Below are 12,837 nucleotides of genomic sequence, written 5' to 3'. Positions count from 1 at the left end.
CCGGTCACTGGGGTTTATCGGTCGCCGCTGCCAGGTCCAGGGTAAGGTTGTCGATCAGCCGTGTTGTGCCGGCATAGGCGGCAACCAGGATCACCACCAGTGAGTCGCCTACGGTGGCCGGGTGCAATGTGGTGGCTTCGCGAATGTCGAGGTAATCCAAGCGCAGGCCGCTGGCAGCGATGGCTTGGCGGTGGCGGGTCATCAATGCTTCGTAGTGCCGCTCGCCGGCCAGAATGGCCGAGGCCATGCGTTGCAGCGTTTGTTGCAGCAGTGGCGCCAGGGCGCGCTGTTCGGCATTGAGGTAGCTATTGCGCGAAGACAGCGCCAGGCCGTCTTCGGCGCGTACGGTCGCCTCGCCGATGATCTGGATGGGCATGTTCAGGTCGCGCACCATGGCGCGAAGCACCGCCAACTGCTGGTAATCCTTTTGGCCGAACACGGCGAGGTCTGGTTGCACCACGTTGAACAGTTTGCAGACCACGGTCGCTACACCGTCGAAATGCCCGGGGCGGCTTGCGCCGCACAGTTCCTGGGCCAGCTCCGGTACGCTAACGCGCGTTTGCACGGCGGTGCCGGCGGGGTACATTTCGCTGACGCTGGGCGCAAACAGCAGGTTGCAGCCTGCCTGCACGAGTTTCTCCTGGTCGGCGGCGAGGGTGCGCGGGTAGCTGTCGAGGTCTTCGTGGGGGCCGAACTGCAAGGGGTTGACGAAGATGCTGGCCACGACGAAGTCGGCACGCTGCTGGGCTTTGGTGACCAGCGCGATGTGCCCGGCGTGCAGGTTGCCCATGGTCGGCACGAAGCCGATGCGCTTGCCCTCGTTGCGGGCGCGGGCCACTGCGGCGCGTAGCTCCCGGACGCTATTGACTGTGTTCATGCGTTGAATCCGTGTTCGCTGGCAGGAAAGCTGCGGTCTTTGACCGCACCGACATAGGCGCGCAGGGCGCTGGTAATATCCGGCTGGCCGGCCATGAAGTTCTTCACGAACTTCGGTACGCGGCCGGTCAGTGAAAGGCCGAGCATATCGTGCAGCACCAATACCTGGCCGTCGGTTGCGTTGCCAGCGCCGATACCGATCACTGGCACCTGGGCGGCGCGGGTAACGTCATGGGCCAATGCGCTGGGCACACACTCGAGCACGATCATCGCGGCGCCGGCCTGTTCCAAGGCGTGTGCGGCGTCGCAGAGTTGGCGCGCCTGCGCCTGTTCGCGGCCCTGAACCTTGTAGCCGCCGATAAGGTTCACCGATTGCGGGGTCAACCCCAGGTGCACGCACACCGGTATACCGCGCTCGGTGAGCAGGCGTACCGTGCTGCCCAGCCAGGCGCCACCTTCGAGCTTGACCATGTGCGCGCCGGCCTGCATGAGCGTGGTGCAGTTCAGCAGGGCTTGCTCGGCGGTCGCACCGGCCATGAAGGGCAGGTCGGCAATGATCAATGCACCCTGGTTACCGCGTTTGACGCAGGCAGTGTGGTAGGCCATGTCGGCCACGCTCACCGGCAGCGTGCTGTCATGGCCTTGCAAGACCATGCCCAGGGAGTCACCGACCAGCAGTACCTCCACCCCCGCCTGGCTGGCGAGGTGGGCGAACGTGGCGTCGTAGCAGGTCAGCATTGTTATTGTTTCACCCTTGTGCTTGAGGCCTTGTAGGGTGGTGAGGGTGATCGCTGGCATCAAAAGGCATCCTCGGTCGGCCGCACCTGGCGGGGCGGCGCACCTATGGGCTGGCGGTGGCGGTAACCTGATCTGGGCGAGGTTTAGGCCACAGCAGTTTATTGCCGTTCACCCTGTACGCCGGGCGTGAGCTGCCTGCGCGGCGCAGGTTTCTCCACCTAGCCGGAGCTATGGGCAAGCGGCGGCCTATAGTCGTGAGCCGATGCGCGGAAGTCAATCATACTGTTACCGCGGTGTTACCGCCGTTACCGGGTCGTCGGCAGGCGCTCCAGCCCCTGGAATGGGCAGGCTTGCAGCAATGCGGCCAGGGGGCGGCCATCGGCGAGTACAAAGTGTTCGGGCACCAGTTCTGCCAATGGGTACAGCACGAACGGGCGAAGGTGCAATTGCTCGTGCGGGACCTTCAAGCGCGGCTGGTCGATGACCTGCTCGCCGTAAATGAGGATATCCACGTCGAGAGTACGGGGCCCCCAGCGCTCGCTGCGCACCCGGCCTTGGGCGTTCTCGATGGCCTGCAAGGCGTCGAGCAACGCCAGCGGGGCCAGGGTGGTGTCAAAGGCGGCAACGGCGTTGGTGTAGCGCGGCTGGCCTGGCAGCAGCGATTCACTGCTGTAAAAACCCGATACGCCCACCCATTGGCTGCGTGGTAGGGCCTGCAAAGCACAGATGGCTTGGCGCAGTTGCTCAGTAGGGCTGGCGAGGTTACTGCCAAGGCCTACGTACACACGCGCTGCGCTCATTCCTCGGCCCCACCGCTACGCCGCCGGCGGCGCCCGTTGCGTGGCGCTGCGCTCATTCCTCGGCCCCACCGATACGCCGCCGGCGGCGCCCGTTGCGTGGCGCGGCAGCTTCTTCGTCGCGCCCTGCCAAGTCGCGGATCATTGCCCGCCGCTCACTGTCGGGCAACTCCTGGTATTCGGTCCACCACTGGCCAAGGCCGTCGGTATGTTCGCCGGCAGACTCACGCAGCAAGAGGAAGTCGTACCCGGCGCGAAAGCGCGGGTTTTCCAGCAAGGCATCGGCACGTTTGCCGGTGCGCCGCGGCAGGCGCTCCTGCATGTCCCAGATCTCCTTGATCGGCAGCGTAAAGCGCTTGGGAATTGCCACACGCTGGCATTGCTCGCTGATCAACTCGTGCGCGGCCTCCTGTATGGCCGGGATCGGCGGCAGGCCCTGGGCCTGCAGGTGCGCGGCGCGCATCGGCAAGGCCGGCCAGAGCAAGGCGGCGAACAGAAACGCCGGGGTCACCGGCTTGCCTTGGGCTACGCGCAAGTCGGTGTTCACCAACGCATTGCGGATCAGCCTGTGAGTGTACGTGGGGTTGAATTCCAGGGCGTAGGCGCTGGCGGGGTAAAGGTGGTCGAACAGTTGAAGATCTACCAGCATTTCGAACGTATCTGCTGCTTGGCCAGACAAAAACAGCTTCAACGATTCCTCGAACAGCCGCGCCGCGGGAATGTCGCGCAAGCTGGTGGCCAATTCGCGGATCGGCTGTACCGTGCGCCGCTCGATACTGAAGTCGAGCTTGGCCGCGAAACGCACCGCGCGCAGCATCCGCACCGGGTCTTCTTGGTAACGCTGCAGCGGGTCGCCAATCAGCCGGATCAGCTTGTTGCGTACATCGTGTACGCCATTGGCGTAGTCCAGGATGCGTTCGGCTACGGGGTCGTAATACAGCGCATTGATGGTGAAGTCGCGCCGCTGGGCATCATCTTCGAGGGTGCCATAAACGTTGTCACGCAGGATGCGGCCACTCTGGTGGCGCGACGACAGGTGCGAATCGGCCTCGTCGTCCTCGGGATGGTGGGCGCGGAAGGTGGCCACCTCGATGATCTCACGGCCGAAATGCACATGAACGAGCTTGAAGCGCCTGCCGATGATGCGCGCATTGCGAAACTCTGCGCGTACTTGCTCGGGTGTGGCGCTGGTAGCGACGTCGAAGTCCTTGGGGGTAATGCCCAGGAGCAAGTCGCGTACGCAACCGCCGACCAAGTAGGCCTGATAACCTGCCTGTTGCAGGCGTTCGACGATGCCCACCGCATGGCGGCTGAATTGATGGCGTTGCAACGAATGTTGGCCGCTATTGAGCACTTGCGGCGTGGTGCGAATGTGATGCACCGAAGGCGCCGGGGGGCGGAAAGACTGGAACAGCTTCTTCAGCATGGGATGCACTGTGTAAAGGAATGGGCGGCCCGATAGATGAATGGTCGCATGATAGGCGGGAATTCTAGCATTTAGTAACACGATGGTGTAAGACGCCGCGGCCCAAGGGCGCGACCAAGCAGGTGGGGAATGGTAAATGCCAGAAACCACAAGGGGAGCCGAAGCTCCCCCAGGAAGTTTTGATTGCTCGTTATTGTTCTTCTAGCGGGCTTCTTGTTTTTGTTGAGCGCCCTACCCTGAAAGCGTCACCGCTTAAGGGCGAGCCCCCTAACCGGGGGCGAAGAGCAAACGGATTGCTTTGAACGCCGCATTGAGATGACCGATGTGGTCCAACCAGTGCCGAGCTGCTTATCGCAGTTTTGTTCTTTTCGCTGGCTGCGGGGGCGAACCCAAAATCAATACCTCTTCAAAAGAATCAGTTAGCTGCGTCTCATGCCGTCTTGTTTTTATTGTGCTTGAGCGATTCGTATTGTTTTTGTTATGGGGTGCTTCAGTTATTGTTGTTCTTGTACCAGACATATAGCAGGTGCTGTGCCAATTCTGAAAAATACTTTAAAATCAGCAGGTTGAATTTTTTGTAGCGTTTTTCTGCGCTGGCTACAGGGGTTTTTCGTTACCGTATTTCTCGCTTAGTGTTACGTTGGCGGCCCTGCGGTAACAGTCTTGCGTACACCGCCGAAAAGCCCGCATTAGAGCGGTTTTCGCTGAAACGTATCAGCTTTCGTTGGCCATGGTTGACTTGCGCCTGGGGATACCCAAGCGCTGCCGGCGCTCCCACAAACACTTACGGCTGACGCCCAGCTTGCGCGCCAGCTCGGTTTCGGTCATGTGGTCCTGGTGCTCAAGCACAAAATGCTGGAAGTAGTCTTCCAGCGACAGGTCCTCGTTCGGGTCTTGGCTGGCGTTGTTGCTGCCCGCCGGTTGTGCTGGCAGGCCGAGGAAGTCGTCGATGCCTTCCATTTCGCCCAGCTCGACGTCGATGCCTAGCAGGTCGGCGGGTATTTCATTGCCTTCACTGAGAATTACCGAGCGCTCTACGGCGTTTTCAAGCTCGCGCACGTTGCCCGGCCAGCCATAATGGCGGATGGCACTTTCGGCTTCGGCTGAGAAGCGCAGGCCCGGGCGGCCCATCCGCGCCGTTTGGCGCGCCAGGAATACCCCGGCGATTTCCGCCACGTCGGCGCCACGTTCGCGCAGGGGGGGTAGCCTCAGGGCAATCACGTTCAAGCGGTAGTAGAGGTCTTCGCGGAACTGGCCGTTTTTGGCTAGGGTTTTCAGGTCGCGGTGGGTCGCCGCAACCAAACGTACATCTACCTTTTGCGATTGCACCGAGCCTACCCGGCGAATTTCACCTTCTTGGAGCACCCGCAGCAAGCGCGCCTGGGCTTCGAGCGGTAACTCGCCGATCTCATCGAGAAATAACGTGCCGCCGTCGGCGGCTTCGACCAGGCCCGCACGGCCGGCGCTGGCGCCGGTGAATGCGCCTTTTTCGTGGCCGAACAGCTCCGATTCGATCAGGGTTTCCGGAATGGCCGCGCAGTTGACCGAAATCATCGTGGCTTTGGCACGCCGCGACAGGTTGTGCAGGGCCCGGGCTACCAATTCCTTGCCGGTACCGGACTCGCCCTGGATCAACACGTTCGAGTCGGTGGGTGCGACCTTGCGGATTTTGCTGTACAGGTCGAGCATCGGTGGGCAAGAGCCGATGATGCCGATTTCTCCGTTCGCCCCGGGCGTAGCGGGTTTCTCGCTCGGCTTGGCCGGGGCGCGCTCGGCAGCCGGTTGGCTGGCGGGCGGGCGGCGGTCTTGAAGAATGCGCGCGACGGCCTGGAGCATTTCATCGTGGTCGAAAGGCTTGGCGATGTAGTCTACCGCGCCCATTTTCATCGAATCGACCGCCGAGCGCAGGCTCGCATAACTGGTCATGATCAGCACCGGCTTGCCTTCGCCCAGGGGAATGAGCTCGGTGCCCGGCGCCCCGGGCAGGCGCAAGTCGCTGACGATCAGGTCGAACGAGGAAATGGCGAAGCGCTCTTGTGCTTCTTGCACGGAGCCGGCTTCACTGACCTGGTATTGATTCCGTTCCAGCAGGCGGCGTAAGGCAGATCGAATGATGGTCTCGTCTTCGACGATAAGAATATGAGGCATGTATTCAATTCTCTCGACGGTCTCAGTTCACGGCGGGCGTCGCTTCGACATGGCGTGGCAGGGTCACCCGGATGCGGGTGCCCAATTGCCGTTCTACGTCAGCCGGGCTGTCGATGGTGATTTGTCCATAATGCTCTTCCACGATCGAATAGACCAGCGCAAGCCCTAGCCCTGTTCCCTCACCGGGGTCTTTGGTCGTGAAAAAGGGTTCGAAGAGCCTGTCCATGATGCTCTTGGGAATGCCAGTGCCCTCATCCTCGACGATGAGGTCAACAGTGTGTTCGTTGGCTTCGCTGCGCACGCGCACGGCGCTGCCGGGGGGCGAGGCATCGCGAGCGTTGGACAACAAATTGATCAAGACCTGCGCCAGGCGCTGGGGGTCGCCGTCGGCCCAGTGTTCCGGCTTGCACAGGTTGAAGAAATGGACTTCGAAGTTGCGCCGGTTCAACGCCAGCAAGCCTATCGCATCCTGCGCAACCTGGGCCAGGTTCACCGGCTCCACGCTGTGTTGGTGGCTGCCGGCATGGGCGAAACTCATCAACGATTGCACGATACGCGACACCCGTTTGGTCTGGTCGAGGATCTGGCTGCTCAGCTCGTTGAGTTCCGGGTCTTCTTCGCGTTCTTCACGCAGGTTCTGCGCCAGGCAGGCGATGCCGGTGATAGGGTTGCCAATTTCGTGGGCTACCCCAGCGGCCAGGCGGCCGATGCTCGCGAGGCGTTCGGAGTGCACCAGTTTGTCTTCGAGTAGCTGTGTGTCGGTGAGGTCTTCGACCAGCAATACCAACCCGCTATTGCCGGGGGCCAGCGGCTCGGCGATCGCGGCTTTATGCAGGTTCAGCCAGCGGGTGTGGCCTTGCACGGTCAGTTGTTGCTTGTGCAAGTGCTGGTCGGGCAGGTGAATGAACCCCAGCAGCAGGCTATGCCAGGGCTCTTCGAGCGCGCCCAGGCGCGAACCGACCACGCGCTGGGCGGCCACGCCGGTCAGTTCTTCCATGGCCTTGTTCCACATTAGGATCTCATGGTCTTTGGCCAGTGAACACACGCCCATGGGCAACTCTTGCAAGGTTTGCCGGTGGTAGCGGCGCAGTGCGTCAAGCTCCGCCGCCAGGCCCGTGAGCCGTGAGTGGTAGTCTTCCAGGCGGCTTTCGATGAAGTGAATATCTTCGGTAACGTAGTTTTCGCCACCGGGGGCCTTGTAGGGCAGGAAGGTTTCGACCATGTCTTGCGCGACGCTCGGGCCCATCAAGCCCGAAAGGTTGGCTTCGATACGGTCACGCAGGCGGCGCAGGGCATAAGGGCGGCGCTCATCGAAGGGCAGGTAGAGGTCGCGCAACGCTTGTTCCACCTCTTTTTGCGCAGCCCTGGGGCCGAGCGGCTTGGCCAGTTGGGTGGCGAACTCCTGCGGTGACGCGGCGTGCAACTCCCGGCGCTGGGGTCGGCGCACGTTGTCGACTGCACAGGCCTCGGCGGCACTGGCTTCTTCTGGGCTGGCGCTGGTGAACAACGAAACCAGGGTGAAAATCAATACGTTCACCGCCAACGAAGCGATCGCCGCCATGTGCCAACTGGTGTCGTCCAAGACGTACACAAGGTCCAGCGCGGGAATATAGAAACCCTGCAGGTCGCCCACCAGCGGCAGCAGCATGGTCACCAGCCACACGCTGATACCTGCTAGCAGGCCGGCGATGAAGCCCCGTCGGTTGGCCGCTGGCCAATACAGCACCGACAACACGCCAGGGAGGAATTGCAGGGTGGCGACAAAGGCGAGGATGCCCAGGTGGGCGAGGTCCTGGCGGGTGCCCAGCACCAGGTAGAAGCCATAGCCGGCGGCAAGAATGGCGATGATCAAGCCGCGGCGGGTCCATTTGAGCCAGCGGTAGATGCTACCTTCGGCCGGGGGCTGGTACAAAGGTAGCACCAGGTGGTTCAGCGCCATGCCAGACAACGCCAGGGTAGTGACGATGATCAGGCCGCTGGACGCCGACAACCCGCCCACATAGGCAAGCAGCGCCAGCAATGGCTGGTTGGCGGCGATACCGATGCCCAGGGTGAAGTATTCCGGGGTAGTGGTGGCGCCCAGCTGCAAGCCCGCCCATAGAATAAGCGGCACCGCCAGGCTCATCAGCAGCAGGAACAACGGTAAGCCCCAACTGGCGCTGACCAGCGCGCGGGGGTTGAGGTTTTCGGTGAAGGCCATGTGGTACATGTGCGGCATTACAATGGCCGAGGCGAAAAACACCAGCAGCAGGGTACGCCACGGCCCTTCCTGCAATGGCGTATGCAGGGCCGAGAGGGCGGTCTGGTTCTGTAACAACCATTGCTCCAAAGCATGTGGGCCGCCGAATACCCCATATAGCGCGTACAGGCCAACGCCGCCCATGGCCACCAGTTTGATCAGCGACTCGAAGGCTATGGCGAACACCAACCCCTCGTGTTTCTCCCGCGAGGCAATATGGCGCGAGCCGAAGAACAGCGTGATCAAGGCCACCAATACGCAGTAACCCATCGCGACATGTTGTTGTAGCGGCTCGCGGGTGAGGATGCTGATCGATTCGGCTACGGCCTGTACCTGCAACGCCAGCAGGGGCAGTACGCCCACCAGCATGAACAACGTAGTCAGGGCGCCGGCCCAGGTGCTGCGAAAGCGAAACGCGAACAGGTCGGCCAGTGATGACAACTGGTAGGTGCGGGTGATACGCAGGATCGGATACAGCAACACCGGAGCCAGCAAGAAGGCACCCGACACGCCCAGGTAGCAGGCGAGGAAGCCGTAACCGTATTCATAGGCCAGCCCTACCGTGCCGTAGAACGCCCAGGCGCTGGCGTAAACACCCAATGACAGTGTGTAGGTCAGCGGGTGGCGGGTGAGCCCACGGGGCAGTAGCCCGCGCTCGCTGACCCAGGCCACGCCGAATAGCACCAACAAGTAGCCGGCGGTGACCAATACCATTTGGGTGAGGCTAAAGCTCATCGGCATCTCGCTGGCTTTGCAGGATGAATGTCACCACGATGAGGATCAGCCACAACAAATAGGGGCGGTACCAGGCGCCGGTCGGCTCGATCCACCAGTCCATGATGGCGGGCGAGAACAGGTAAATGCCTACCACCAGCAGCAGGACCAAACGGTAGATATACATGTTGGCCTCTCATTTAGGCGCGCCATGGGTGGTGATGCTTGGCCGCGATGGTAGCGGAACCGTGCTGGCGTGCAAACCGCTCACGCCAGCCCGCGGAAAACCCTGCCGCTCAGGCCAGTTGCGCTTCGGCAAGGCTGGCGACGCGGGGTATGGCATGTGCGGCCCAATGGGCACGGGCCCAACCGAGCAGTGTGTGGGGCGTTTCGTGTTCCAGCGCCGGCTCTGGCCGCTGGCCCAACGCGCGTAACGCGCGGATCAACACCGCGCTGGCGTATTGCGCTTGCACAGGGGCGGAACGGTAGCGCTTGCCCAGCTTGTGCCCATCCGGCTGGGTGATCAGCGGAACGTGCAGGTACCGCGGGGCAGGCACCCCTAGCAACTCCTGCAGGTACAGCTGCCGTGGCGTCGAGCCTAGCAGGTCGGCGCCGCGCACCACGTCGGTCACGCCCTGCAACGCGTCATCCAGCACCACCGCCAACTGGTAGGCGTATAATCCGTCGCGGCGGCGGATCACGAAATCGCCCACGTCGTGCCCCAGGTGCTGTTCAAAATGGCCTTGCAGGCGGTCGTCGAACCCATAACGCAACTGCGGCACGCGCAGGCGTATGGCCGCACCCTGCCAGGGGTGGCCCGCATCACGGCACAGCCCGGGGTAAACCCCATTGAATGCTTCAAGGGTTTTGCGCGAGCAGGTACAGGCGTAGGCCAGGCCCGCCGCGAGCCACTGGTCGATCACCGCTTGGTAGGCCGCGTGGCGTTGGCTCTGGTACAGCACCGGGCCGTCCCACTCGAAGCCGTAGGCTTCAAGTGTGCGCAGTATCGCATCGGCGGCGCCGGCCACTTCACGGGGAGGGTCGAGGTCTTCCATGCGCACCAGCCACTGCCCGCCCTGGGCCCGTGCGTCAAGGTAGGACGCCAGCGCGGCCACCAGCGAACCAAAATGCAGATATCCGCTAGGGGTGGGGGCGAAACGCCCAACTGGCTTGTGCATGCGGCTCGGCCGGCAGCAGTCAGGGGCGCAAGCGGCCACCCCTGTGGGCTGAATCACTTGCCTACCTGTTTTTCCTTGATCTCTGCCAATGTTTTGCAGTCGATGCACAGGTCGGCGGTTGGCCGGGCTTCGAGGCGTTTAACACCGATCTCGACGCCGCAGGATTCACACCAGCCGTATTCCTCGTCTTCGATCAATTGCAGGGTCTTGTCGATCTTCTTGATCAGCTTGCGCTCGCGGTCGCGCGCACGCAGTTCCAGGCTGAATTCTTCTTCCTGGCTGGCGCGGTCGGCCGGGTCGGGGAAGTTGGCTGCTTCGTCTTTCATGTGGTCCACAGTGCGGTCCACTTCCTGCATCAACGCTTGCTTCCAATTGTTGAGGATAAAGGTGAAGTGCTTGCGCATGTTCTCACTCATGTACTCCTCGCCCTTGGATGTTACATAAGGCTCGAAGCCGCGAAGCGAACTGCTTTTTTGCTGGTTTTCATTGGTGGGCATGAATTGACCGCCTCTCGCTCTTCTAATCTACTGCGCAGGATGATCCATCTCCGGCACCCGCCGGCCCTGCGACTGCAAGCCGGCGAACTTACCAGATCGAATCCAGGTGCGCTACTCCCGGTTGTCACGCCCCGAAGAGGGTGCTTGGTGGCTGATATGACCGCGTGGCTGGAAAAAATCTCACTGTGTAAAGGTACAATGGTGCTTTTTACATTCCGGGACCGACCATGGCTTCGACCTACAGTGCGCGCAGCCGCGCCATCGAACCGTTCCACGTGATGGCGCTGTTGGCGCGGGCCAACGAGTTACAAGCAGCGGGCCACGACGTGATCCATTTGGAAATCGGCGAACCGGACTTCACCACGGCCGAGCCGATCGTTCGCGCTGGGCAAGCGGCACTGGCGGCTGGGCACACCCGCTACACCGCGGCCAGGGGCCTGCCCGCACTGCGTGAAGCGATCGCCGGCTTCTATGCCAGCCGTTACGGTGTCGAGCTGGACCCTCAACGGGTGCTGGTCACCCCGGGTGGTTCCGGCGCCTTGCTGCTAGCCAGTAGCCTGTTGGTGGATGTAGGCCAGCATTGGCTGCTGGCCGACCCAGGCTACCCCTGCAACCGGCATTTCTTGCGGCTGATCGAAGCGGCGGCGAAGCTGGTGAGTGTGGGGCCGGCGCAGCGCTACCAGTTGAACGCGCCATTACTCGACGAGCACTGGGACGCCCACACCGCCGGCGTATTGGTGGCCTCGCCGGCCAACCCTACCGGCACGCTGCTCTCCCGGGATGAACTGGCCGAGTTGAGTGCTGCCAGCAAGCGCCATGGCGGCCACCTGGTGGTCGACGAGATCTACCACGGGCTGACCTATGGCGTAGACGCCGAAACGGTGCTGAAGGTGGACGACGACGCCTTCGTTCTAAACAGTTTTTCTAAATATTTCGGCATGACCGGTTGGCGCTTGGGCTGGCTGGTGGCACCGCCTGCCGCAGTGCCGGAGTTGGAAAAGCTGGCGCAGAACCTGTATATCAGCGCGCCGAGCATGGCCCAGTATGCCGCCTTGGCGTGCTTTGAGCCGGCGACGTTGGCGATTTTGGAACAGCGCCGCCACGCCTTCGCCCAGCGCCGTGATTTTCTTCTGCCGGCCCTGCGTGAGTTGGGTTTCGGCATCGCGGTGGAGCCACAGGGTGCGTTCTATTTATATGCCGATATCAGTGCCTTCGGCGGGGATGCTTTTGCGTTCTGCCAATACTTTCTTGAAACCCAGCACGTAGCCTTTACGCCGGGCCTGGATTTCGGCCGCCATTTGGCCAGCCAGCATGTGCGCTTTGCCTACACACAGGCGTTACCGCGCCTGGAGCAGGCGGTGGAGCGTATTGCCCGTGGGCTGCGGGGTTGGCAAGGCTGATGCGTTTTATACCGGAATTGCAACCGGCGCGCTTACTGCGCCGGTATAAGCGCTTTCTCGCCGACGTTGAGTTGGCCAGTGGCGAGATCATCACCCTGCATTGCCCTAATACCGGCTCGATGCGCAACTGCATGGTCGAGGGCGGGCGTGTCTGGTTCAGCTGCAGCAACGACCCCAAGCGCAAGCTGCCCGGCACCTGGGAGCTGAGCGAAACGCCCCAGGGGCGCTTGGCCTGCATCAACACCGCCAGGGCCAACCCGCTGGTGGAAGAGGCATTGTACGCCGGGGCGATCAGCGAATTGGCCGGCTTCACCGCCCTTAAGCGCGAGGTGCCCTATGGCCAGGAGCGCAGCCGCATCGATTTTTACCTGCAATATCCCAGTGGCCCGGCCTATGTCGAGGTCAAGAGCGTGACCCTTGGCTACGAGGGCAGTGCGGTGGCGGCGTTTCCCGATGCGGTTACTCAGCGCGGCGCCAAACACCTTCGTGAGCTGGCGGCATTGGCCCGCCAAGGTGTGCGCGCGGTGCAGTTATATTGTGTGAACTTAAGCGGCGCCGAGGCGGTACGCCCAGCGGGGGAGATCGACGCGGCCTACGCCGATGCCTTGCGCGAAGCCCAGCAGCAGGGTGTGGAGGTATTGGCGTATGGGGTGCACGTGAGTATCGATGAAGTGTTCATCGACCGCCGCTTGGGGGTGCAATTGGGGTGAACGCTGGCGAGCAGGTAAAAAAAGACCCGGCAAGATGCCGGGTCAATAACCGTGATTAGCCTGATGAGGAGATAAGCTGAAACCGAAACCGGCGCCAGATTATCGGCTGGCCTC

11 protein-coding genes are annotated in these 12,837 nt (G+C 62.1%); 2 read left to right on the top strand and 9 right to left on the bottom strand.

Features of this window, described 5'->3' with window-relative positions; all coding sequences use genetic code 11:
- Positions 1 to 4 precede the first annotated feature (4 nt).
- From panC to dksA, 9 genes are all read right to left on the bottom strand, one after another.
- On the bottom strand, positions 5 to 877 hold the full coding sequence (gene panC / locus HAQ05_RS20295) for a pantoate--beta-alanine ligase (protein WP_190423893.1): 873 nt from the start codon (positions 875 to 877) through the stop codon (positions 5 to 7).
- Entirely contained in the window at positions 874 to 1,674 is an 801-nt protein-coding gene (panB, locus tag HAQ05_RS20290) for a 3-methyl-2-oxobutanoate hydroxymethyltransferase (RefSeq protein WP_190423891.1), read from the bottom strand. The genes panC and panB overlap by 4 nt, the downstream gene beginning before the upstream one ends.
- Positions 1,675 to 1,919: 245 nt before the next feature.
- On the bottom strand, positions 1,920 to 2,414 hold the full coding sequence (folK, locus tag HAQ05_RS20285; protein WP_190423889.1) for a 2-amino-4-hydroxy-6-hydroxymethyldihydropteridine diphosphokinase: 495 nt from the start codon (positions 2,412 to 2,414) through the stop codon (positions 1,920 to 1,922).
- Between the two features lie 52 nt (positions 2,415 to 2,466).
- The gene (locus HAQ05_RS20280) at positions 2,467 to 3,837 is read right to left on the bottom strand and encodes a polynucleotide adenylyltransferase PcnB (RefSeq protein WP_190423886.1); all 1,371 of its coding nucleotides are present in this window, start codon (positions 3,835 to 3,837) and stop codon (positions 2,467 to 2,469) included.
- A 714-nt stretch (positions 3,838 to 4,551) separates the two neighbouring features.
- A complete protein-coding gene (locus HAQ05_RS20275) occupies positions 4,552 to 5,985 on the bottom strand; it encodes a sigma-54-dependent transcriptional regulator (protein ID WP_190423884.1) in 1,434 nt (477 codons plus the stop codon).
- A 22-nt stretch (positions 5,986 to 6,007) separates the two neighbouring features.
- Positions 6,008 to 8,965, bottom strand: coding sequence for a sensor histidine kinase (locus HAQ05_RS20270; RefSeq protein ID WP_190423882.1), 2,958 nt, complete (start codon positions 8,963 to 8,965; stop codon positions 6,008 to 6,010).
- A complete protein-coding gene (locus HAQ05_RS20265) occupies positions 8,949 to 9,125 on the bottom strand; it encodes a hypothetical protein (RefSeq protein WP_003250005.1) in 177 nt (58 codons plus the stop codon). Before HAQ05_RS20265 ends, HAQ05_RS20270 begins: the two co-directional genes overlap by 17 nt.
- Before the next feature lie 109 nt (positions 9,126 to 9,234).
- Positions 9,235 to 10,116: a tRNA glutamyl-Q(34) synthetase GluQRS gene (gene gluQRS, locus HAQ05_RS20260; protein ID WP_190423881.1), complete on the bottom strand. Its 882-nt coding sequence runs from the start codon at positions 10,114 to 10,116 to the stop codon at positions 9,235 to 9,237.
- A 53-nt stretch (positions 10,117 to 10,169) separates the two neighbouring features.
- On the bottom strand, positions 10,170 to 10,613 hold the full coding sequence (gene dksA / locus HAQ05_RS20255; RefSeq protein ID WP_190423878.1) for an RNA polymerase-binding protein DksA: 444 nt from the start codon (positions 10,611 to 10,613) through the stop codon (positions 10,170 to 10,172).
- A gap of 227 nt (positions 10,614 to 10,840) precedes the next feature.
- Here dksA and HAQ05_RS20250 point away from each other — a divergent pair, with 227 nt between their 5' ends.
- Positions 10,841 to 12,013 carry a pyridoxal phosphate-dependent aminotransferase gene (locus HAQ05_RS20250; RefSeq protein WP_190423876.1) on the top strand — a complete coding sequence of 391 codons (1,173 nt, stop codon included), beginning with the start codon at positions 10,841 to 10,843 and terminating at the stop codon, positions 12,011 to 12,013.
- Positions 12,013 to 12,723, top strand: a complete 711-nt coding sequence (gene sfsA / locus HAQ05_RS20245; RefSeq protein WP_190423874.1) for a DNA/RNA nuclease SfsA — start codon at positions 12,013 to 12,015, stop codon at positions 12,721 to 12,723. Before HAQ05_RS20250 ends, sfsA begins: the two co-directional genes overlap by 1 nt.
- Positions 12,724 to 12,837: the final 114 nt, after the last annotated feature.

The organism is Pseudomonas typographi (assembly GCF_014694385.1).
Taxonomy (GTDB): Bacteria; Pseudomonadota; Gammaproteobacteria; order Pseudomonadales; family Pseudomonadaceae; genus Aquipseudomonas; species Aquipseudomonas typographi.
Note: the sequence above shows the minus strand (reverse complement) of the source record. Positions and strands in the feature narration are given on the sequence as shown.

Bases quoted from the DNA above. Each gene is read 5' to 3' on its own strand.
- panC (WP_190423893.1), bottom strand. From the start codon at position 877: ATGAACACAGTCAATAGCGTCCGGGAGCTACGCGCCGCAGTGGCCCGC.
- panB (WP_190423891.1), bottom strand. From the start codon at position 1,674: ATGCCAGCGATCACCCTCACCACCCTACAAGGCCTCAAGCACAAGGGT.
- folK (WP_190423889.1), bottom strand. From the start codon at position 2,414: ATGAGCGCAGCGCGTGTGTACGTAGGCCTTGGCAGTAACCTCGCCAGC.
- HAQ05_RS20280 (WP_190423886.1), bottom strand. From the start codon at position 3,837: ATGCTGAAGAAGCTGTTCCAGTCTTTCCGCCCCCCGGCGCCTTCGGTG.
- HAQ05_RS20275 (WP_190423884.1), bottom strand. From the start codon at position 5,985: ATGCCTCATATTCTTATCGTCGAAGACGAGACCATCATTCGATCTGCC.
- HAQ05_RS20270 (WP_190423882.1), bottom strand. From the start codon at position 8,965: ATGCCGATGAGCTTTAGCCTCACCCAAATGGTATTGGTCACCGCCGGC.
- HAQ05_RS20265 (WP_003250005.1), bottom strand. From the start codon at position 9,125: ATGTATATCTACCGTTTGGTCCTGCTGCTGGTGGTAGGCATTTACCTG.
- gluQRS (WP_190423881.1), bottom strand. From the start codon at position 10,116: ATGCACAAGCCAGTTGGGCGTTTCGCCCCCACCCCTAGCGGATATCTG.
- dksA (WP_190423878.1), bottom strand. From the start codon at position 10,613: ATGCCCACCAATGAAAACCAGCAAAAAAGCAGTTCGCTTCGCGGCTTC.
- HAQ05_RS20250 (WP_190423876.1), top strand. From the start codon at position 10,841: ATGGCTTCGACCTACAGTGCGCGCAGCCGCGCCATCGAACCGTTCCAC.
- sfsA (WP_190423874.1), top strand. From the start codon at position 12,013: ATGCGTTTTATACCGGAATTGCAACCGGCGCGCTTACTGCGCCGGTAT.